The sequence below is a fragment of the Serratia sp. TSA_130.1 genome (assembly GCF_052691795.1).
This window is the reverse complement of sequence record NZ_JBQZFS010000002.1, coordinates 725,595-746,321: the sequence shown is the minus strand read 5'-3', so window position 1 is coordinate 746,321 and position 20,727 is coordinate 725,595. Positions and strand designations below refer to the sequence as shown.

24 protein-coding genes are annotated in these 20,727 nt (G+C 61.6%); 12 read left to right on the top strand and 12 right to left on the bottom strand.

All coding sequences use genetic code 11. The features are described 5' to 3' along the window. The first annotated feature begins 76 nt into the window (after nt 1-76). A complete protein-coding gene (locus ACUTQY_RS10295; RefSeq protein ID WP_046686611.1) occupies nt 77-856 on the top strand; it encodes a HalD/BesD family halogenase in 780 nt (259 codons plus the stop codon). Nucleotides 857-893: 37 nt separating this feature from the next. Here ACUTQY_RS10295 and ansP read toward each other — a convergent pair whose 3' ends face one another. Together ansP and ACUTQY_RS10285 are read right to left on the bottom strand one after the other, a co-directional pair. Continuing rightward, nucleotides 894-2,360 (bottom strand): L-asparagine permease, encoded by a 1,467-nt coding sequence (gene ansP, locus ACUTQY_RS10290; RefSeq protein ID WP_033642262.1) that lies wholly within the window; start codon nt 2,358-2,360, stop codon nt 894-896. A 432-nt stretch (nt 2,361-2,792) separates the two neighbouring features. Then, a complete protein-coding gene (locus ACUTQY_RS10285) occupies nt 2,793-3,230 on the bottom strand; it encodes a PACE efflux transporter (RefSeq protein WP_033642263.1) in 438 nt (145 codons plus the stop codon). Nucleotides 3,231-3,342: 112 nt separating this feature from the next. Here ACUTQY_RS10285 and ACUTQY_RS10280 point away from each other — a divergent pair, with 112 nt between their 5' ends. Further along, the gene (locus tag ACUTQY_RS10280) at nt 3,343-4,236 is read left to right on the top strand and encodes a LysR family transcriptional regulator (RefSeq protein ID WP_342188299.1); all 894 of its coding nucleotides are present in this window, start codon (nt 3,343-3,345) and stop codon (nt 4,234-4,236) included. 16 nt (nt 4,237-4,252) lie between these two features. On the opposite strand, the gene ACUTQY_RS10275 is transcribed toward ACUTQY_RS10280, so the two are convergent. Both ACUTQY_RS10275 and ACUTQY_RS10270 read right to left on the bottom strand, forming a co-directional pair. Continuing rightward, a complete protein-coding gene (locus tag ACUTQY_RS10275; protein WP_015377041.1) occupies nt 4,253-4,816 on the bottom strand; it encodes a DedA family protein in 564 nt (187 codons plus the stop codon). 50 nt (nt 4,817-4,866) lie between these two features. Next, nucleotides 4,867-5,544: a DJ-1/PfpI family protein gene (locus ACUTQY_RS10270; RefSeq protein ID WP_033642265.1), complete on the bottom strand. Its 678-nt coding sequence runs from the start codon at nt 5,542-5,544 to the stop codon at nt 4,867-4,869. Nucleotides 5,545-5,635: 91 nt separating this feature from the next. Between ACUTQY_RS10270 and ACUTQY_RS10265 the strand changes: the two genes are divergently transcribed. The 3 genes from ACUTQY_RS10265 to pbpG all read left to right on the top strand — a co-directional run bounded on the left by ACUTQY_RS10265 (nt 5,636) and on the right by pbpG (nt 8,810). After that, nucleotides 5,636-6,580 (top strand): GlxA family transcriptional regulator, encoded by a 945-nt coding sequence (locus tag ACUTQY_RS10265; protein ID WP_033642266.1) that lies wholly within the window; start codon nt 5,636-5,638, stop codon nt 6,578-6,580. A 45-nt stretch (nt 6,581-6,625) separates the two neighbouring features. Next, nucleotides 6,626-7,729, top strand: coding sequence for an adenosylhomocysteinase (locus ACUTQY_RS10260; protein ID WP_033642267.1), 1,104 nt, complete (start codon nt 6,626-6,628; stop codon nt 7,727-7,729). Nucleotides 7,730-7,880: 151 nt separating this feature from the next. Then, entirely contained in the window at nt 7,881-8,810 is a 930-nt protein-coding gene (gene pbpG, locus ACUTQY_RS10255) for a D-alanyl-D-alanine endopeptidase (RefSeq protein WP_046686613.1), read from the top strand. A 34-nt stretch (nt 8,811-8,844) separates the two neighbouring features. On the opposite strand, the gene ACUTQY_RS10250 is transcribed toward pbpG, so the two are convergent. Then, nucleotides 8,845-9,300, bottom strand: a complete 456-nt coding sequence (locus tag ACUTQY_RS10250) for a GNAT family N-acetyltransferase (protein ID WP_046686614.1) — start codon at nt 9,298-9,300, stop codon at nt 8,845-8,847. A 76-nt stretch (nt 9,301-9,376) separates the two neighbouring features. On the opposite strand from ACUTQY_RS10250, the gene ACUTQY_RS10245 reads away from it, so the two are divergent. The 3 genes from ACUTQY_RS10245 to ACUTQY_RS10235 all read left to right on the top strand — a co-directional run bounded on the left by ACUTQY_RS10245 (nt 9,377) and on the right by ACUTQY_RS10235 (nt 11,871). Further along, entirely contained in the window at nt 9,377-9,781 is a 405-nt protein-coding gene (locus ACUTQY_RS10245) for a VOC family protein (RefSeq protein ID WP_033652382.1), read from the top strand. Between the two features lie 83 nt (nt 9,782-9,864). Beyond that, nucleotides 9,865-10,830: an alpha/beta fold hydrolase gene (locus ACUTQY_RS10240; protein WP_253947219.1), complete on the top strand. Its 966-nt coding sequence runs from the start codon at nt 9,865-9,867 to the stop codon at nt 10,828-10,830. 120 nt (nt 10,831-10,950) lie between these two features. Beyond that, a complete protein-coding gene (locus tag ACUTQY_RS10235; RefSeq protein WP_046686615.1) occupies nt 10,951-11,871 on the top strand; it encodes a DUF808 domain-containing protein in 921 nt (306 codons plus the stop codon). Nucleotides 11,872-11,913: 42 nt separating this feature from the next. Here ACUTQY_RS10235 and ACUTQY_RS10230 read toward each other — a convergent pair whose 3' ends face one another. From ACUTQY_RS10230 to ACUTQY_RS10205, 6 genes are all read right to left on the bottom strand, one after another. Next, nucleotides 11,914-11,997 (bottom strand): membrane protein, encoded by an 84-nt coding sequence (locus tag ACUTQY_RS10230; RefSeq protein WP_016928643.1) that lies wholly within the window; start codon nt 11,995-11,997, stop codon nt 11,914-11,916. Nucleotides 11,998-12,100: 103 nt separating this feature from the next. Further along, complete coding sequence (locus ACUTQY_RS10225) at nt 12,101-12,643, bottom strand: GNAT family N-acetyltransferase (protein WP_033642271.1); 543 nt, start codon at nt 12,641-12,643, stop codon at nt 12,101-12,103. A gap of 154 nt (nt 12,644-12,797) precedes the next feature. Then, nucleotides 12,798-13,610: a MetQ/NlpA family lipoprotein gene (locus ACUTQY_RS10220; protein ID WP_033642272.1), complete on the bottom strand. Its 813-nt coding sequence runs from the start codon at nt 13,608-13,610 to the stop codon at nt 12,798-12,800. Nucleotides 13,611-13,740: 130 nt separating this feature from the next. Further along, nucleotides 13,741-14,592 carry a DUF1460 domain-containing protein gene (locus ACUTQY_RS10215; RefSeq protein ID WP_033642273.1) on the bottom strand — a complete coding sequence of 284 codons (852 nt, stop codon included), beginning with the start codon at nt 14,590-14,592 and terminating at the stop codon, nt 13,741-13,743. Between the two features lie 104 nt (nt 14,593-14,696). Further along, the gene (locus ACUTQY_RS10210; RefSeq protein ID WP_033642274.1) at nt 14,697-15,239 is read right to left on the bottom strand and encodes a GNAT family N-acetyltransferase; all 543 of its coding nucleotides are present in this window, start codon (nt 15,237-15,239) and stop codon (nt 14,697-14,699) included. Next, complete coding sequence (locus tag ACUTQY_RS10205) at nt 15,239-15,706, bottom strand: acyltransferase (protein WP_033642275.1); 468 nt, start codon at nt 15,704-15,706, stop codon at nt 15,239-15,241. Before ACUTQY_RS10205 ends, ACUTQY_RS10210 begins: the two co-directional genes overlap by 1 nt. Before the next feature lie 204 nt (nt 15,707-15,910). Here ACUTQY_RS10205 and ACUTQY_RS10200 point away from each other — a divergent pair, with 204 nt between their 5' ends. After that, entirely contained in the window at nt 15,911-16,501 is a 591-nt protein-coding gene (locus ACUTQY_RS10200; protein ID WP_019453944.1) for a Yip1 family protein, read from the top strand. A gap of 62 nt (nt 16,502-16,563) precedes the next feature. On the opposite strand, the gene ACUTQY_RS10195 is transcribed toward ACUTQY_RS10200, so the two are convergent. Continuing rightward, a complete protein-coding gene (locus tag ACUTQY_RS10195; RefSeq protein ID WP_342188300.1) occupies nt 16,564-17,415 on the bottom strand; it encodes a DMT family transporter in 852 nt (283 codons plus the stop codon). A 548-nt stretch (nt 17,416-17,963) separates the two neighbouring features. Here ACUTQY_RS10195 and ACUTQY_RS10190 point away from each other — a divergent pair. The 3 genes from ACUTQY_RS10190 to ACUTQY_RS10180 are packed head-to-tail and all read left to right on the top strand — an operon-like array spanning nt 17,964 to nt 20,720. After that, nucleotides 17,964-18,743 carry an ABC transporter ATP-binding protein gene (locus tag ACUTQY_RS10190; protein ID WP_228287460.1) on the top strand — a complete coding sequence of 260 codons (780 nt, stop codon included), beginning with the start codon at nt 17,964-17,966 and terminating at the stop codon, nt 18,741-18,743. Between the two features lie 16 nt (nt 18,744-18,759). Continuing rightward, on the top strand, nt 18,760-19,716 hold the full coding sequence (locus ACUTQY_RS10185; protein ID WP_042783910.1) for an ABC transporter substrate-binding protein: 957 nt from the start codon (nt 18,760-18,762) through the stop codon (nt 19,714-19,716). Further along, nucleotides 19,713-20,720 carry a FecCD family ABC transporter permease gene (locus ACUTQY_RS10180; RefSeq protein ID WP_033652390.1) on the top strand — a complete coding sequence of 336 codons (1,008 nt, stop codon included), beginning with the start codon at nt 19,713-19,715 and terminating at the stop codon, nt 20,718-20,720. Before ACUTQY_RS10185 ends, ACUTQY_RS10180 begins: the two co-directional genes overlap by 4 nt. The last annotated feature ends 7 nt before the right edge of the window (nt 20,721-20,727 follow it).

Genomic DNA, 20,727 nt, shown 5'->3' with positions numbered 1-20,727 from the left:
CGTATTTTTGTTATGGCGGCAATGCGGCATTCGCTACAGTGGGAGGCATCCGGCTTTCGCACACGAGGGGAACGTCATGCCGCAACTTGCCGATATTATCGATCTGTCAGCCCACCCCATCGACGACGCCGCGTTCCGCGTCCGCTGCCGGCAAACGCTGGCGCGCGCCGGCGCGCTGGTGCTGCCGGGATTTCTGCGCGAAGCCGCGCTGGCGACGGTGCGGCTGGAAGGCGCCGAACAGCACCATGCGGCGTTTTACGCCACCAGCAAACACAACGTGTATCTACGGCCACAGGACGACGCGCTGCCGGCCGACCATGCGCGCAACCGGCTGGTGGTGTCGTCCAAGGGCTGTATTACCGACGAGGATATTCCGCCGCAGTCGCCGCTGCGCGCGTTGTACGACGCTCCGGCGTTTCGCGCGTTCCTGTGCGCGGTGCTGGATGAGGCGCAGCTGTATCCCTACGCCGATCGGCTGTCGTCGATCAACCTGCATTACGCCCACACCGGCCAGGAGCTTGGCTGGCATTTTGACAACTCCTCGTTCGCCATCACGCTCCTGATCCAGAAACCGCAGGCGGGTGGGCGCTTCGAATACGTGGAGAACCTGCGCGACGCCGATCGCGGCGAGATGAACTATGCCGGGGTCACGCAGGTGCTGGACGGCGAGCGGGCGGTCAAACAGCTGGCGATGGAGGAGGGGGATTTGGTGCTGTTTCGCGGGCGCAACGCCATGCACCGGGTGACGCCGACCGAAGGCGACACCACGCGCATGCTGGTGGTGCTGGCCTACAATGCGCAGCCGGACGTGATGCTGTCGGAAAGCGCCAGAATGACGTTCTACGGGCGGTTATAGCGGATAAAAAAACCGCCCCGGAGGGCGGTTTGTCGATTCAGTGCGGGTTCTGCTCTTCGTGAGCCTGCTGTTCCAGCTTCACTTCCTGCGCGCGTTTGCGCAGGCCGAACCAGCCCAGCGTCAGCAGCACCGCCAACACAGGAATGGTGGCGATGGTCCAGGTGCCGTTCGGGTAGTCGAAGGCCATCATTACCACCACGATCAGCAGGAACGCCAGCGTTAGCCACGAAGTGAACGGCGCGCCCGGCATTCTGAACGACACCGGCTGAGCGCGGCCTTCGCGCACGGCTTTGCGCAGGCGCATCTGGCAAACGATGATAAACGCCCAGGAGGCGATGATGCCCAGCGAGGCGATGTTCAGCACGATCTCGAACACCTGCGACGGCACCAGGTAGTTGAGCACCACGCCGATCACGTAGATGCCGCAGGTGACCAGGATGCCGGCGTAAGGCACCTGCTGGCTGCTCATTTTGGCCATCAGCTTCGGCGCGGAGCCGCCCATCGCCAGCGAACGCAGGATGCGGCCGGTGGAGTAGAGGCCGGAGTTGAGGCTGGACAGCGCGGCGGTCAACACCACGATGTTCATGATGGTGCCGATGTAAGGCACGCCCAGCTTGCTGAAGAAGGTGACGAACGGGCTTTGGCCGGCCTGATAGGCGTTCCACGGCAGCAGCAGCACCAGCAGCACCACGGAGCCGACGTAGAACAGACCGATACGCCAGATCACGCTATTGATCGCTTTAGGCATCATTTTGGCCGGATCTTTACACTCGCCGGCGGCGGTGCCGATAAGCTCGATGCCGGCGAAGGCGAAGATCACCCCTTGCACCAGCACCAGCGCAGGCAGCAGGCCGTGCGGGAACATGCCGCCGTTTTCGGTGATCAGGTGCATGCCGGTGGTGTGGCCGGCCACCGGCGTGCCGGTACCGAGGAAGACGACGCCGACAATCAGGAACAGCGCGATGGCGGCGACCTTGATCAGCGCGAACCAGAACTCCATCTCGGCGAACCACTTCACGCCGATCATGTTCATGGTGGCGACGATGCCGAGCGCGCCGAGGGCGAACAGCCACTGCGGCACGTCGGCGAAGGTGCCCCAATAGTGCATGTACAGCGCCACGGCGGTGATGTCGACGATGCCGGTCATCGCCCAGTTGAGGAAATACATCCAACCGGCGACGTAAGAGGCTTTTTCACCGAGGAACTCGCGAGCGTAAGAAACGAAGCTGCCGCTGGAAGGGCGATGCAGCACCAGTTCGCCCAGTGCGCGCAGGATGAAGAAAGAGAAGATCCCGCACACCAGATAGACCAGCGCCAGCGCCGGCCCGGCCAGTTCGAGACGGCCGCCGGTACCGAGGAACAAGCCGGTGCCGATGGAGCCGCCGATGGCGATCATTTGGATTTGCCGGTTGCCCATGCTTTTGTGATAACCGGATTCATGAGAGTCTAGCCAGCGTCTTCTGGCGGCGTGTTTTTCATCCGCAGACTGTTTTTGTGAGTGCATTATCCGTCCTGTTTACCTGTCTATGTTAACCCTGCTCTTAGCGAGAGCAAACGATTGCTATGACCAATCGTCATGAGAATGAGGTCGTGGCATCATTCCGCTGTTTATTGTGTATACAGCCATCATTAAAATAACGGCGAAGCATGCTACCTTTTCTCCGTAATGGTGGCAAAAAATACTGCGCATAAAACGTGAACAAGTGTGTTTATTTTTTAATCCAAATATAAAAGGATATATTATTCAAAAAGATGTGATGTTTTATCAAGACGGAAATATCGAGGAATAAAAAGTGATTAAAATCACAAAATAATAATTACCGTGCAAATTACAGGGTGTTGTTCTTATATTTCGCGGTGAGAAATAAGGGGAAAGGAAATGGCGACCCGCGCAGAAAATGGCATCAGCAGCGGGTCGGTGGGCGCGTAACGAGTCTTAGGCCGATTCGCTGGCCGGCAGAGCCGATGCGGGCAGGCCGAACAGCTTGTCGAATGCCCAATTGAACACGAAGGTATAACAGGGAATGATGACGATCAACGCCATATCCAGCAGCAGCGCCTGCCACAGCGTGATGCCCATCCACCAGGCGATCAGCGGGATCAGATACACTACCAGCGTCAACTGAAAGCCGACGGCGTGCAAAATGCGGCGTTTGAGCGTGCGGGCGCGCGACACCTGGCGGCTTTCCCACCACTCGAATACATAGTTGTAAATAAAGTTCCAGCTTACCGCGATGGTGGTGATCACCACTGCCAGCGGCCCGGTGCTGCTTGGCGCATGGCCCGACAGCAGCGCCAGCCCCAACGCCGAGATCGCCATGCCGATGATTTCATAAGCGGTGACATACACCAGTTTGCGTTTGACGCCTTGCATCGTTTTCTCCCGATCTGTTTTTAGTTGCCTCTGTGGCGACGGCGGCTAAGATAACGTCAATCACATTGATAGAAAAAGTCAGGAGTTGTCAGTTAATCTGACAGGTTGAACAATGAATTTTTCCAGCGACAACATCGAACTGTTTTTGGCGGTGCTCGATCGCGGCTCGTTTTCCGCCGCCGCCCGCGCGCTGCGGCGCGTGCCCTCCGCCGTCAGCATGGCCATCGCCAACATGGAGGCGGAACTCGGTTTCGCCTTGTTCGACCGTTCTCACCGTGAACCGACGCCGACCGCGCTGGCGTTGGCCCTGGCGCCGCACGCCCGCCTGATCGCCGGGCAGCTCAAGCAGCTGCAGGTGCATGCCATCGAACTGTCCCAGGGGCTGGAGAGCCGGCTTTCGATCGGCGTGGCGTCGGATATCAACGGCGCCGGCCTGCTGGCAGCGGTGAAAACGCTGTCGCAACGTTATCCGCTGCTGAACATCGAAGTGCTCAGCGCGCCGCAGGACGACGTGTTGCACATGCTGCACGAGGGGCGCATCGGCGTTTGTCTGGCGTTCGGCGGGCTGAACGTCAACAGCGCGGAACAGTTCCACTTCGTGGGCGCGGAATCGCTGGTGGCGATGCTGTCGCCGCAGCACCCGGCGCTGGACGGCGCGGCGGGCGAGCTGTTTCTCGAGGATCTGGTCAACGTGCGGCAGATCATTGTGGCCAGTCGCGATCTGCCGATCGGCGATCTGCGTCCCCAGGTGGCGGAGGCTTACTGGCGCACCGACAGCCTGCCGATGGCGCTGAACATGGTGGAAGCGGGTCTGGGGTGGGGCAATTTTCCGCTGTCGTTGGCCGAGCCGCTGCTGGCGCAGGGGCGGTTGGTGCGGCTGAAGTTCAAAAACACCAAGAACGAGCTGCGCTTGCCGATGCATTTGATCTGGCTTAAGAATCGTCCGTTGGACAAAGCGGCGCGCGAACTGGTCGCGCTGATGCGCGAGGCGCCGCAGGAAAGCTGACGCCCGCTGTGTTTGCTTACTCCGGGTGGCGTTTACGCCACCAGAAACGCACCAGCAGGATGGCGGCGATCGCCAGCGCGACAAACAGCAGGCTGGAGAGCTTTTTGTCGAAGCCGGTAACGAAGCGTTCGATCGCCTGGCCGCCAAAATAACCGAGCATGACGAAGATCGTCGCCCATAAAATGGCGCCGAGGATGTTCAACGGCACGAAGCGCGACGGCGGCAGACGGCTGGCGCCGATCAACACCGGGCCGATGATGCGGAAACCGTACATGAAACGCACCCCGATAACGAACAGCATCGGGTGGCGGGCGATCAGCCTTCTGGCGCGCGCGATGCGCTTTTCCTGTCCCTTGAGCCGCGAGATGACGCGGCCTTCAAACCGGCGGCCGGCGAAGTACAGCAGCTGGTCTCCCATCATGCCGCCCAGCGCCACCACTGCGATCACCCACGGCCAGTGCAACAGCCCTTCATGAGCGGCGATGCCGCCCAGCAGCGTGATGGTTTCCCCTTCCGCCAGGCAGCCGATAAACAACGCCCAGTAACCGTAGTCCGTAATATAGTGGGCTAAATCGGTCATTCCTTACTCCTTATGTGGCTGACGCATAAGGGCAAGTATACGCCCGATTGCTAACCTTGGGCGATCTGGGCCACCAACGCTCTGCGCCGCTGAAGGCTCTCCGCCATCTGCGCCTGTACCCTGGCGTAAATGTGCGGCGGGGCCAGTTCCGGCGTGCCGCCCTCGAACGGCGGCGCCGGGGCGTATTCCAGATAGAGCTGGATCATTTGGGCGGTCTCTTCGCCGTGCAGTTCGGCGATCAGCGCCAGCGCGAAATCGATGCCGGCGGTGACGCCGCCGCCGCTGATCACATTGCCGTCGCGCTCCACGCGCGCTGAGCTCGGCACGGCGCCGAACAGCTTCAGGCTGTCGCGCATCGACCAGTGGCAGGCGGCGCGTTTGCCTTGCAGCAGACCGGCGGCGGCCAGGATCAGCGAACCGGTGCACACCGAGGTCAGGTAGCGGGCATCGGCGCCCAGCCGACGGATCTGCTGCATGAAGGCCTCATCTTGCAGCGCCTGGGTGCAGCCGCTGCCGCCCGGCACGCACAGCACGTCGCAGCGCGCGATCTCCGGCAGCGGGCGCAGCTGGGTGAAGTGCAAGCCTTCCGACTCGACATCCGCGCCGTCTACCGAGGCGACGACGATTTCCGCGCCCGGCATGCGGCGCAGGAACTGCAAGGGGCCCGTGAAGTCGAGCTGGGTGACGCCTTGATAGATGGGAAATACAATCACGAGTGATTCAGACATGATATTCGCCTCATTTTTATCGTTGGACCTGGGTCATAATAGCCGCCCTGTTTTTGGCTGATATGACAGATAACCCTCAAAAAGCGCCATCATGAAAACGATCGGTTTTGTGGTTTTTCCCGGTTTTAACCTGCTGGACTTTGCCGGGCCGCTGGCGGCGTTCGATAACGTCAGCCAGTTCACCGACCCGCCGGCCTACCGCTGTGTGGCGATCTCGCCGCAGGGCGGCATGGTCGCCAGCTCGGCCGGGGTGGAAATCGCCACGCAGCCGTGCGGCGACGAGCGTTTCGATACGTTGGTGGTGGCCGGCGGCAGCGGCAACGTGATGGCGGCGCAATCACCGGCGCTGGCGGCGTTCCTGGCCAACCAAAGCCGACGAGCGCGGCGCATCGCCAGCGTATGTACCGGCGCGTTTATTCTGGCGGCCTGCGGGCTGCTGGACGGCAAGCGCGCCACCACTCACTGGTATCACGCGGCGCGGCTGCAGCAGAACTACCCGCGCATTCGCGTCGACAGCAACCGCATCTTCATTCGCGACGGGGATATCTGGACCTCGGCCGGCATCAGCGCCGGCATCGATCTGGCGTTGGCGCTGATCGAAGACGATCTGGGCGCCACCCTGGCGGCGGCCGTGGCGCGGCAGCTGGTGGTCTATCACCGCCGCCCCGGCGGGCAGTCGCAGTACTCGCTGCTGCTGGCGCTGAATCCGTCGTCGGATCGCATGCGCACCGCGCTGTCGTACGCGCGCGAGCATTTGCATCTGCCGCTGTCGGTGGCGGATCTGGCCGACGCCGCCTGCCTGAGCGAGCGGCAATTCGGCCGGCTGTTCCGCGCCGAAACCGGGCAGACGCCGGCCAAGGTGATCGAGCAGCTGCGGGTAGAGGCGGCCAGAGGGCGTATTGAAGAGAGCGCCGAACCGCTGGAGGCGATCGCCCGCTCGGTGGGGTTCAGCGATCCGGAGCGTATGAGGCGGGCGTTTATCCGCGTATTTGGCCTGTCTCCGCAGGCGATCCGCCGGCTTGGCCGCGCGGGATAACTTTTTTGCCACGCCTGGCGGCGGGGCGCATCAGAGGAGCAACGGATGTATCAGGATTTTGAGAGCGAATTGAGCTGGGCGATGCGTCATATGCCGCGCACCCGGGCGGCGGTGGCGGCGTTGCCGGACCTGCACGGGGTGCGGTTGGCGTGCAATATGCACCTGGATCTGAAAATGGCGCCGCTGGTGGCCGGCCTGCTGGACAAGGGCGCGGCGATCTTTCTGACCACCTGCAATCCCACCACGGTACAGAACGACGTGGTGGCCTGGCTGGAACGGCGGGGCGCGCAGGCTTACGCCTGGCGCGATATGAACGCCGGCGAATGGTCGGAATCTTTCGATCGCGCGCTGGCCTGGCGGCCGACTCACCTGTGCGAAATGGGAGCGGATCTGACCACCCGTCTGCACCAATCGCCGAACGGCCCGCAGATCGTTGCCGGGCTGGAGGCCACCGGTTCAGGCATCAGCCGGTTGAACGGCGTGGCGCCGCGCTACCCGATCTTCAATTGGGACGATCTGCCGGTGAAAGAAGGGTTGCATAACCGGCACATGGTTGGGCTGACCGCCTGGCATACCTTCTTCCAGACCACCCATTTGACGCTGCACGAGAAGCGCGTGCTGGTGATCGGTTACGGCCTGGTCGGGCAGGGCACGGCGGCGGCGGCCAGGGCGTACGGCGGCCAGGTGATGGTGGCGGAAATCGATCCGGCGCGTGCGCTGCAGGCGCGTTATGACGGCTGGCAGGTGGTGGATCTGGCGAGCGCGGTCGCGCAGGCGGACGTTATCGCCACCGCGACCGGCGCGAAAAACGTGCTTTCGGCGCAGCATCTGCAACAGGCGCAGGACGGCGTATTTATCCTCAACGTCGGCCACGTGGCCGAAGAGATCGATGTCGGCTTCCTCAAGAGCCTGCCGCACCACGAGCCGATGCCTTATGTGAATGCTTACCAACTGAATGAAAAGACGGTCTATTTGCTGGCCAATGGCTCGATGTTCAACCTGACCGCCGGCTATGGCGACAGCCTTAACGCTTTCGACGTCACGCTGGCGGTGATGGCGGCCGGCATCGGCCATATCGTCGGCGCGGGAGCGCGGCAAACGCCGGGGCTGTACCTGTTGCCGCAGTCGGCGTGGCAGCCGGCACTGTAACTTTTTCCCCGCGGGCGTTCATCCCAGAGCGCCCGCGGGCTGTACCGATTTTCGGCCGACAGAATTTGTCACAAATCCGCCATACAATCCCAGTGCCAAGCGCTGAACCCTCACATATAATTCGCTGAATTCAAGCCCCCATTTCAGAGTAATGCCTGTGAAAATACGTGTTTTGGTTCTGACTCTGCTCGCTTTACAGACGGGCGCGGGCTTTGCGCCGCGCGCGCTGGCCAGCGACAACGCCGCCGCCGTGCACGCCACCCAGCCGGAGCTGGCTTCCGGCAGCGCGATGGTCGTCGATATGCAAACCCATAAGGTGATGTACGCGCGCAACCCGGATGAGGTGGTGCCGATCGCCTCGATCACCAAGCTGATGACCGCTATGGTCACGCTGGACGCGCACCTGCCGCTCGACGAGATGCTGTCGGTGGACATCCACCAGACGCCGGAGATGAAAGGGGTGTATTCGCGGGTGCGGCTGAACAGCGAAATCAGCCGCAAGGATATGCTGCTGCTGGCGCTGATGTCGTCGGAAAACCGCGCGGCCGCCAGCCTGGCGCACCACTATCCGGGCGGCTACAACGCCTTCATCAAAGCGATGAACGCCAAGGCCAGGGCGCTCGGCATGACCAATACCCATTATGTGGAACCGACCGGGCTCTCTATTCATAACGTGTCGACGGCGCGCGATTTGACCAAACTGCTGATCGCCACCAAGCAATATCCGTTGATCGGCCAGCTCAGCACCACCACCGAACGCATGGCCAGCTTCAAGGATCCCAACTACACGCTGCCGTTCCGCAACACCAACCACCTGGTGTACAACCCGAAATGGAACATTCAACTGACCAAGACCGGCTTCACCAACCAGGCGGGGCACTGCCTGGCGATGCGTACCGTGATCGGCAACCGCTCGGTGTCGCTGGTGGTGCTGGACGCCTTCGGCAAATACACCCACTTCGCCGACGCCAACCGTCTGCGCAGCTGGATTGAAACCGGCAAGGTGACGCCGATCCCGGCCGCCGCGCGTGACTATCGCCGCCAAAAAGACGCCCGTCTGGCGAAGAACGACAGCGAATAACCCGCCTGGCGGTCCGCCCGTTTGCGGCGGGCCGCTATCGGCCCTCGGGCCGTCTGATGACAAATCCCCGCTCGCGATCGCCGTCGAAGCCCGCTTTCAGGTAGAGCTGGTGCGCGCCGGTGCGTTGCTGCCCCGACAACAGCATCACCTTGTAACAGCCTTTGCGCCAGGCCAGCTGCAGCGCGTATTCGATCATGGCGAGCGCCACGCCGTGGCCGCGGTAGGGCTCCGCCGTCACCACGTGTTCGATGACGCCGAACGGTTGTGCCTGATGCGCCAGCCCCGGGATCAGTGCCAGCATGCAGGTGGCGATCGGGTGTTCTTCTTTCGCCGCCACCACCAGACGGATCGCCGGATCGTCCAACAGGCGTTGCAGGGTACGGCGCGCATCGTCGGCGCGCAGCGGCGCGTCCTGCGGGCGCAGCTCGCGATACAAGGCTAACAGGCCGTTGAGATCGTCCGGCTGCGCCAGGCGATGAATGATGCTCATGGTTGCTCCTTTCCGCCGCTTCAACGGTAATCCGCTATCCTCCATTAATACCACAACGTTTGCCGGAGGGGATGTTATGAGTCAGGTTTCGACCTTTGTCATGTTCCAGGGAGAGGCGCAGCGGGCGATCGATCTCTACAGCCAGGTGTTCGAGCGTTTTCGGCTCATGCAGGTGCAGCATTACGATCCGACGCCGGACGGCCGGCGGTTGATCAAGCATGCGTCCATCGATTTTGATCGGCAGAACCTGGTGTTTACCGATAGCCCGATCAGCCATGACTTCAGCTTTACCCCGGCGGTGTCGCTGTTCATCAACCTGCCTAACGAAGAAGCGTTGGAGCGGGCGTTCCACCGGCTGGCGGAGGGCGGCAAGGTGCTGATGCCGCTCGATGACTACGGCTTCAGCGCCCGTTTCGGCTGGCTCAACGATCGTTTCGGCCTTTCCTGGCAGCTCAATGTGCCGGCGGGCGATCTGCCCTGAGCTCAGCGCGCGGCGTGCAAAAGGGATGGTAGCGCCTACTGTTGTTTCATATGCTTATCGCCATGGCGGCAGGGCTCTCTGCCGTGGGCAATACCGACAACATCATGGAAAGGTGCGCTTTGATTGATTTTGACCGCTATGTTGAGCAAGCGAAGTCTTACGGCGAGTGGCCGGGCGGGCATGTGGACATGTCGTCCGGTTGCGTCGAGGGGTTGAGCTATCGTCTGTATCGGCACGCAGCCGAGAGTGAAGACGCGATCGTGGTTTATCACGGCGGCGGGGTTAACAGCGCCGCCGGGTATGACGTCCTGGCGCGCCAGTTGGCGGCCGAGCCAACGCTCGCGGTGTGCCTGGTGGATATCCGCGGACATGGCGATTCCACGGGAGAGCGGGGGACGGTTGAGCGGCCTGAGCGTATTTGGCGCGATGTCGATGTCATCCTGGCGGAAATGCGCCGCCGGTTTCCGTTGGCGCGCAGGCACCTGCTGGGCCATTCCAGCGGCGCCGGGATGTTGCTCAACTACCTGACCCGTTACCCAGGCGAACAGCGTGCGGATAGCCTGATCATGCTGGCGCCCGAGCTGGGGCCATTTTCCGGGATGGCCCGCGATCTGGCGGCGACGGCCCGTTTTGCGCAGGTGCGTCAATGGCCGTTTGTCGCCAATGCGCTCAGCGGCGGGCGCTGGTTTGGGCACGTTCGGGCGGTCAGCCTGAATTTTCCCCCGGCTGTGCTGGCCGCCGCCCCCGATTTTGTCTGCCAATACAGCGTCAATATGGCTAACGCGTTGACGCCTCGCGCCCCGGCCAGGCAACTGGCGGCGCTGCGATTACCGACCTTGCTGCTGGCGGCAGCGCAGGATGAGTTGTTCAATGCGCAAGCGATGCAGCGCTTCGTCGAACAGCATGGCAACGCCCAAACCGCCTTTGGTTTGCTTGAAGGCAGCACGCATTTATCGTGCGTATTTGATGCCCATCCCCTTGTCCTTCAACATATCTCGCGTGCGGCCGCTACCGGATCCGATGAGGGGCCGGCGGGCGAGGGGGTTTAACGTCGGCGCGGGGCGGCCATTGCTGGCCTGGCGTTTTCCTCTCTCATCCTATATCCCTGCATGGCACTTAACCGCTATGCTAAACAAATAATAAATGTGAATGTAAAAGGATGAATCATTTTGGCAGGAAGTAGCTTACTCACTCTCATCGACGACATCGCCTCATTGCTGGACGATGTCTCTTTAATGAGCAAGATGGCGGCGAAAAAAACCGCCGGGGTGCTGGGGGACGATCTGGCGCTCAACGCGCAGCAGGTCACCGGCGTTAAAGCCGACCGCGAGCTGCCGGTGGTGTGGAGCGTCGCCAAAGGCTCGCTGATCAACAAGGCGATCCTGGTGCCGTTGGCGCTGCTGATCAGCGCCTTCGCGCCCTGGGCGATTACGCCGCTGCTGATGGTGGGCGGCGCCTACCTGTGTTACGAAGGGTTCGAAAAGGTGTTCCACAGCCTGAGCCCCGGCAAGGCGGCGCAGGAGGAGGCATCGGACGGGCCCGGCGCCAATGAGGACGCCGCGGCCTATGAAAAACGCAAGGTGAAGGGGGCGATACGCACCGATTTTGTGCTGTCCGCCGAGATTATCGCCATCACCTTGGGCACGGTCGCCGGCGCCACCTTCAGCCAGCAGGTGATCGTCTTGTGCGGCATCGCCGTCGTGATGACGCTCGGTGTGTACGGCATTGTCGCCGGCATCGTCCGCCTGGACGATCTGGGGCTGTATCTGAGCCGCAAACGCAGCGCGGTGGCGCGCTCCCTCGGCGGCGGCATCGTGCGCGCCGCGCCTTATTTGATGAAAACGCTGTCGATCGTCGGCACTGTCGCCATGTTTATGGTCGGTGGCGGTATTCTGACCCACGGTTTGCCGCCGGTGCATCATCTGTTCGAAGACTGGGCCTCGTACACCACTGTGGTGCCGACGTTTGGCCATCTTTTGCAGGGGGTGATCCCGGCGCTGTTGAACGTGGCGTTCGGGCTGGTGGCCGGCGGTGTCGTGCTGGCGGTGGTGTCGGCGCTGGGCGCCGTGCGCGCGCGTTTCAAGGCTTGATGAAAAGTCTCGCCCCGGGAGGGGCGGGACGTATCAGACGAATTAAAAGATCAGTTTGAGAACGCCGGTAATCGTCAACAAACCCACGATGAAGATGATGGCGACAATCCACAGAATAATTTTCATTGGCTTCTTCCTTACCGGTTAAAGGTGGGGCGCGATTGGCGCTAACTTAATGAAATCATTCTTCACTATAGACGCTATCTCTCTATCGTGCGTCGTCATGCCTTCACGGGCGGCGCTTGTCGCCCGCGCCCAGCGCGCGCTGCATAATCTGCGTGTCGCGCCATTCCCCCAGCTTGAACCCCACCGCTTTTAACGTTCCTGCACTGGTGAAGCCGAGTGACTGATGCAAGGCCAATGAGCCGCGGTTGGCGGCGGAATCGCCGACGATCGCCAGCATCTGGCGCCAGGGGCCTTGTTCGCAGCGGGCGATCAAGGCGCTCAGAAGCGCTCTGCCGATGCCTTTACCCTGTTGCCCTTCGGCGATGTACACCGAGTCTTCCACGGTAAAGCGGTAAGCCGGCCGGGGGCGATAAGGCGTGGCATAACAGTAACCCACAATGACGCCTGCGCTTTTCGCCACCAGCCAGGGCAGGCCGGCCTCCCGCACCTTGCTCAGGCGCAGCTGCATTTCCGCCAGCGTCGGCGGCTGCTCTTCAAATGAGGCCGCGCCGTACAGCACGTGCTGGGTGTAAATACGCAGCACGGCTGCCATATCGTCCGGTGTGGCGTCAAGAAGGCTGAGTACGGGGGCGGAGAGCGTTGTCACGTGTCTGTTTACCTTGAAAATCAGCGGATAAACGCCATTATGCGCGCTGCTCGCCGCCGGGATAAATCGGGTTTTCTTATGGTGAGATAAGAAAAGGCGATGATGAGCGGGAAGGGGCTCTTTGGGGAGAGCCCCTGAGGCGGTTTGCCTGGCATTACCAGCCTTTCACCGCGCCGCCGTTGAAGATTTTTTCGGCGGCTTTGGCCACTTCATCCGATTCATAGGCCTTGATGAAGTTCTGCACGTTCGGCGCGTCCTTGTTGTCTTCGCGAGTGACGATGATGTTGGTGTACGGCGAGTCTTTATCTTCGATGAAGATGCCGTCTTTGGTCGGCGACAGGCCGGTTTGGTTGATGTAGGTGGTGCTGATGACGGCGACGGTGACCTTCGGATCGTCCAGCACATGCGGCAACTGCGCGCCTTCCAGCTCCATGATCTGGTAATGATGCGGGTTGGCGCTGATGTCCAGCGCGGTAGGCAGCAACCCTTTGCCAGGCTTCAGGCTAATCAGCCCGGTTTTTTCCAGCAGCAGCAGGGCGCGTCCCAGGTTGGTCGGATCGAGCGGAATGGCGATCACCGCCCCGTCCGGCAACTCTTTCAGCGATTTTATCTTTTTGGAGTAGCCGGCCATCGGGAAGACGAAGGTATTGCCGACCGCCACCAGCTTATAGCCGTGATCTTTGTTTTGCTGTTCGAGGAACGGGCGGTGCTGGAACACATTGGCGTCCAGTTCGCCTTTGTCGGTGGCGTCGTTCGGCAGCAGCGAGCCGCTGAAACCGACCAGTTCGACGTCCAGCCCGTATTTCTCTTTCGCCACCTGCCTGGCGACTTCTGCCACGTCTTGTTCCGCGCCGTTGATGACGCCGACTTTGATATGGTTTTGGTCGGTTTTTTGATCGCAGCCCTGAAGCGCCAAGACGGCGGCGAAGGCCGCCGCCAGAGGGGTGATACGCCAGCGTAAGGTCATCGAACTCTCCCTGAAAAGAACAATAAAATCAGTTGGTTTTTGTTCTTACAGCTAAGCCTGAACCGCCGATGAAGTCAAACGCTCGTTCAGCATAAACGGCTATAGCTTATAGCCGTTATGCGATGGGGGATTATCGGCTGAGCGAACGCAGCACCACGATGCCCGGCGTGGCCATCACATAATCCATAAAGGGTGAATCGACGACCTGCATGTTGGCCTTGCGCGATGAGGCGTTGCGCAGCACCGGGCCGTTGTCGGTCATGACGAAGATGCCGGTATGGGTCACGTCCAGCCCGGCGAGGTTGGTGTAAATGCCGATGTAGTCGCCGGTGCGCAGCTGGGCCAGCACCTTGTCGTCGACGCGGTCGCTGGGAATGTAGGTCACGCTGCGCTGCACGACGGGCAAGCCGGGCAGGTAGCTGCCGCCGTCGGCTTTCTGATTGAGGTTTTTCACGAGGCTGACGGCGTGCGGGCTGAGCTGGGCGGTGATGTCTTCGGCCACTTTTTTCGGCCGCTGCGCCCAGTCGGTGAAGAAGTGTTTGCGCTGCGGGAAGGCGATTTTGCCGTCGACATAGCGGATGTCCACCAGGCGCTGAACGAACTCGGCTTCGCTGCGGGCGGTGCTGAGCGCTTCGACATAATCGATGTAGGTGAAGCAATCCAGCCCGCGGAAGTCGATCACCAACTGCTCGGGCGTGCTCTGCGAACCGATCAGGCGGTTGGCGAGATAGGGCGTGCCGAGGAATTCGCGCGAAATCAAATCGACGGTGCGGCCATGCGGCTGCGCGGCGGGCCAACCGGCGCGCAGTGCGAGGATCTCACGCAGCTTGCTGCGGGTGCTGTCATCCATCTGCGGTTGCAGGTTCGGCGGCGAAACGGCGGCGTCGGTCGGCGGCGTTGCGGGGGTGACGGCGGTGGGGCGATCGGCGCATCCGCTCATGGCGATAGCTAACATCAGTAAAACAGCCTTGTTCTTGTTCATACGGCCCTCCATGGGTGTCGCTGGTTTATCAGAGTAAGTGATAACAGTTCTCATCCGATGGTAGGGGTTAAAAAGTAAACATAACCTCAATGGCAATCGATAAATCAGTAACCGATTTCGCTATTGAACGGCAAATACCAGAACAGCGCGATTTCGTGATCGGCGATCTCCGGTTCGGCGCGGTACAGCAAGCGATCGATGCCGCCGAGGATAAACCCATAGTGCTGGTAGCAGCGGCAGGCCGCCAGGTTGTTGTTCTGCGTTTCGAGCATCATACCTGAGGTTTCCTGCTGCCGCGCCCACTGTTTGGCGCAGTCCAGCAGCGCCCCGGCGATGCCTTGGCGGCGCGCGTCAGCGCTGACGGCGATCTCGTCGATCAGGGTGTAGCCGTTCCAGTTTTTGCTCAGCGTGATGTGGCCAACGGCGTCGTTCTGGCGATAAGCCAGGAAGGTCACGCTGTCTTCGTTGGCGAACGGCGCCAGGGGATAGCGTTTGCGAAACGGCGCCACCGGGCGGGTTGGCCAGCTGTCCACCGGGCTGTCGAACTGCGGCAGGGCGTAACAGGCGATGGTGAAGCTGAAATCGCCGCGGGCCAGATAATCGTCGGGCAACGTCTCAATGGCCGCGATGCGGATGGTCGGGTTCATTACGGCAGCTCCCGCAGCAGACGCGCCGGGTTGCCGGCGTAGATCCCCTTGCGGGTGATGTCGCGGGTCACGACCGCCCCGGCGCCGATCACCGCGTCGCTACAGATCGTCACCGCCAGGATCGTGGCGCCGGAACCGATGGACACCCGATCGCCGATGCAGGTGCGCCCCCAGCTGGCCGGATCGGCGTTGGGCGCGCCGTCTTTGAACAGATCGTTGGCGAAGGTGACGCCGTGGCCGACAAAGCACGCTTCGCCGAGGGTAACGTATTCGCAGATAAAGCTGTGCGACTGAATTTTACTGCGCGCGCCGATGCTGACGTGGCGCTGGATCTCGACGAACGGGCCGACGAAGACATCGTCGCCGAGCCGGCAGCCGTAAAGATTGCAGGGTTCTACCACGGTGACGTTGCGCCCGGCGTCGACGTCGACGATCCCCGCCTGGCGGGTGATGATAGCGGATGACATAACCTTCCTCACAGCCTGGGTTTAATGGGGGGAGTATAAGACAAAGCGCCGCGCCTTTCGCTTTCCGCACGTTTTTTCGCCAAAAGACTATAATTAGTACAGGGGAGAGAGCCCCGTGGCCGCAATCCTCGCACGGGTAGCTGTCCGTCAGAGGTGTGAAATTCGTTCGCCGATCGCGGCCTACGGCGAGATAGGAGGTGTCTCATGGTCAGTCATGTTTGGGGACTTCTGGCGCATCCCAGCGCCGAGTTCGAACAGATCAAAAGCGAGAATGAAAGCGTCTCGCACCTATACACCCATCACGTGTTGCTCTTGGCAGCAATCCCGGTGGTCTGCGCCTTTATCGGCACCACCCAGTTGGGCTGGCTCTCCGGCGAGGGACATGCCATCAGGCTCGACATGTTTACCGCGTTTTATACCGCCGTGGCGTTCTACCTGCTGATGCTGGCAGGCGTAGCGGCCATGGGGAAAGTCATTCACTGGATGGCGCGGCGTTATGAATCGCGCCCAAGCCTGCACCGCTGCATGGTGTTCGCCGGCTACGTGGCGACCCCGATGTTCCTCAGCGGGGTAGTGGCGCTTTATCCGGTCGTCTGGCTGTGTCTGTTTGTCGGCATTATCGGCCTGTGCTATTCGGGCTATCTGCTGAATCTGGGGATCCCGCACTTCCTGAATATCGACAGTAAGGAAGGGTTCATCTTCTCCAGCTCGACCTTCGCCATCGGCATTCTGTTGCTCGAGCTGCTGCTTGGGGTGACGGTGCTGCTGTGGGGGTACGGTTCCTGGTTGTTCTGAGTTAACGGTTGTTGTTATCGCCCCCGCGCCGGTGGAACGGCGCGGGGGCTTTTGTTTTTAGGCTATGCGCGGCGGAAAACCAGCATCACGCCGAGCACGATGCCCGCCATGCCCAGCAGGCTCAGCGCGGCCAGCGCGTGGCCGAGCAGCAGATAATCCAGCAGAGCGGTGACCGCCGGGATCAGGTAGAACAGGCTGGTCACCTGCACCAGGTTGCCGCGCTGGATCAGCCGATACAGCAAGAACGTCGCCAGCACCGAGATCACCACCGCCATCCACAGCAGCGGCAGCACGAACTCAGGCCGCCATTCGACCCGCAGCGGCTCAAACGGCAGCGCCAACGCACACATCAACAGCCCGACGGCATACTGCAGCGGCAACACCGCCAGCGGCGGCTGCGTCATGCCCTTTTGCAGCAGGGTGCCGGCGGTCATGCAGCCCAAGGCGATAAAGGCGAACAGCATGCCGCTCAGCGAGAAATGGGCCACCATCAGGCTTTGGTACACCACCAGCGTCAGCCCCGCCAACGCCAGCGCCAACCCGAGCGCGCGCAGCCCGGCGCAGCGCCGTTCGGTAATGAACTGGGTCAGGATCGGCTGTACGCCAAGCAGCGTGGCCAGCACGCCGGGGGTAATGCCCCGTTCGAGGGCCAGCAGATAGCAGATCTGATAGCTGCCGATCATCAGCACGCCGATCAACGCGACGCGCCGACGGGTGCAGGCGGCGGGCAGGCACTGGCGCTGCCACAGGCCGATGGCCAACAGCACCGCCAGCGCGATGGCGCAGCGGAAGAACAGAAAAGCGAAGGCGGAGGCGTGCTCCAACCCCCAACGGGAGAAGATCGCGCCGCTGCTCCAAAGCAGGACGAACAGCGTAGCCAGGCCGGCATTGGCCCAGAGAGAAGGTAATCGCATATCAATTTCACCTGTCGTGAAAATTACAGGCTCCGGCGCGCGCGGCGGTCTACGCCTGAACGCAATAAATCAACATAAGCCGGAGGTAAAAGTCGGTGTGGCTTAGCGCACGACCACAAGGCGTGGCGGGTAAGCGGCAACCGCGGAAACGACAGAGAAAACGGCGGGTGGAGCGGAGGAAGCACACAGCAAAACGACGGCCGGAACGGTCGCGTTTGTCGGATCTGTGCTGTGCGCCAGGTAGGTCATGTGAGTTCCAGAAAACCGTGAATGAAACCAATCGCTTCAAACATAGCCAAGTTCAGCGTGGCGTGCAACCGAAAATCACAGAATCATAAATGATAATGAAAATCATTATCATTAAATTAAAGGTGTGCTATGTTGCTGCAAAAACGCAGTTTTAGCGCCAGCGCGAGGCGCAAGGGGGTAGGCTCCCCGCCGCCGTTTCCCGTCATGCGTGCGGCAAGAGACTTTACGATTCATTTTTGCAGAGGGCGCGCAATCGTGATAAAAATATTGATATGTTATAATATAACAATTAACACATAATGAATTCAGCTCACGACATCCTCCATGTTGATGGGGTTAGCCTGACCGGCCACGGCGGGGCCTCGATACTCTACAACATCCATTTCACGCTGCGCGCCGGTGAGAAGCTGGCGGTGATCGGCCCTAACGGCAGCGGCAAATCCAGCCTGTTGCGCACGCTGATCGGCGAAACGCGGCCGGACAGCGGCGAGATTTACTGGCGAGGGCGCGCTTTGTCCGGCTTGTCGGCGGCGGAACGCGCCAGAAGCATCGCCTTTCTGGCGCAAAACGATCTGCCGGATTTGCGGCTGTCGCTGGAGGACTATGTGGCGTTAGGGCGTTTGCCGCATGGCGAACGGCCCGCGGCGGGAAAACGCATCGTTGACGAGATCATCGGGGAAACCGGCCTGGCGCCGCTCAGGCACCATCCGTTGGGGCGGCTCTCGGGCGGCCAGCGTCAGCGCGCTGCGTTGGCCCGGGCGTTGGCGCAGACTCCCGACCTGTTGTTGTTGGATGAGCCGACCAATCACCTCGATCCTCCCGGGCGTTCGGCGCTGCTGTCGTTAGTAAAACATAAAGCCATCGCCGTGATTGCGGTACTGCATGACCTGCCCGTGGCGGAGGCGTTCGCCGATCGGATCCTGGTGCTCAACGAAAGCCGCCAGGTGGCCTGCGGCTCGCCCGCGGCGGTGTTGCAAACCCCGGTAATTCTGCCGGTGTTCGGCATGCACAGTTTCAGCGTGGCGCATCCCGTCAGCGGGAAAACGCTGCGTATTTTTGAAGTTCCCCATTGCGCTTGATAAACCAGAGAGAAACATGAACATACGCGTATTCCCCTTGCTCCTGCTGTTGGCCGGCGGAGCGGCAGCGGCTGAAAAATTTCCCGTCACCGTAGAAAGCTGCGGGAAGCCGATCACCTTCAATCAGGCGCCGCAGCGCGCCGTCATCAACGACATCAATATGGCCGAGATGGCCTTTGCGCTTCATCTGCAGGATCGGATCGTCGGGCTGACCGGCATCACCGGCTGGTACAAATTGACGCCTGATTTCAAGGCGGCGATGGGCGCCATTCCCGAACTGGCGCCGAAGTATCCCGCTCTGGAAACGTTGCTGGCGGCGCAGCCGGACTTTTTCTTCGCCGGCTGGAATTACGGCATGAAGATCGGCGGCGACGTCACGCCGGAGACGCTCGCGCCGTTCGGCATCAAAACGCTGGTGCTGAGCGAGAGCTGCGTACAGGCCGGCGGTCGGCCGCAGAAGGCCGATATGAACCTGCTGTATGACGATGAGCTGAAGCTCGGCAAGATTTTCGGCAAGCAGCGAGAGGCCGCCGCGCTGGTTGAGGGCTGGCGCCGCCGGTTAGCCGCGCTGCCCGCCAGACCGGCGGGGCAGGCGCCGCTCAAGGTGTTCGTGTATGACTCGGGAGAAGAGAAGCCTTTTACCAGCGGTAAATACGCCATGCCGACGGCGATTGTCGAAGCGGCGGGCGGCCGCAACGTGATGGACGGTTTGGCGGCGAGCTGGACGACGGCATCTTGGGAGGCGGTGGCGGCGGCGGAACCCGACTTCATCATTCTGCTGGATTACCAGACCGGGTCAGGCGCCGAGGCGCTGCGGCGTTTCCTCGAGTCTCATCCGTTGATGAAGTTGACACCTGCGGTACGGCACCATCGTTATCTGAAACTGCAGTATGCGGAGCTGACGCCGGGGCCGGCCAACATCGGCGCGGTGGAAAAGTTGGCGCGGGCGCTGTACGCGCCGGAGGCTGAATGAACTCGCCGACACGGCGGTTTATGGTGCTCGCGCCGCTGGCGCTGTTGACGTTGTGCGGATTAATGGTCTGGAGCCTGCAATTGGGCAGCGTCGCGCTGTCATGGCGGCAGGCGTTGGCGGCGTTAGGGATAGGTTCGGCGCCGCTTTCCGGCATGCTGGACACTATCGTCGTGCAACTGCGCGTGCCTCGGGCCTTGTTGGCGGCGTTGACCGGCGCCGGGCTGGCGATGACCGGCGCGCTGCTGCAGACCACCACCCGCAATGAGCTGGCCGATCCTTTTTTGTTTGGGCTCTCCTCCGGCGCCGCCGCCGGCGCGGTGCTGGTCATCACGCGCTTCGGCGATGCGCTGGGGGCGCTGACGTTGCCGCTGTCCGCTTTCGTCGGCGGCATTCTGTCCGCGTTGGCGGTGATGATCCTGTTTCGCGTCAGCCGGGTCAGGCGCGCCGAGCAGCTTATCGTCTGCGGCCTGGCGGTCTCATTTTTGTTCAGCGCGCTCACCAGCTATCTGGTCTTTTCCGGCGATCAGCGGGCGGCCGGTTCAGTGTTGTTCTGGTCGCTGGGCGGCTTGGGGTTGGCGCGTTGGGATAATCTGTTCATTCCGCTGGTGAGTTTCGCGCTGCTGGCCGGATTTACGGCGCTGCGTTGGCGGGCGCTGGACGCGCTGCTGGCGGGCGAGCAAACCGCCCATTCGATGGGAGTCAACGTGGCGCGCCTGCGCACCGAGACCTTTCTGTGCTGCGCATTGTCTACGGCGTTTCTCGTTTCGCTGACGGGCGTGATCGGTTTTGTCGGGCTGATGGTGCCTTATCTGGCCCGGCGCCTGGTAGGTGTGCGCCACCGCTTGTCCGTGCCGATGTGCGGCCTGCTGGGGGCGATGCTGCTGACCGGCGGCGACATGCTCAGCCGCAGCCTGATCCCCAATCAGGAGCTGCCCATCGGCATCATTACGGCGGGGCTGGGGGGCGCGTTCATCGTCTCCTTGCTGTTGCGCGCGGAGCGGTGAACGCCGC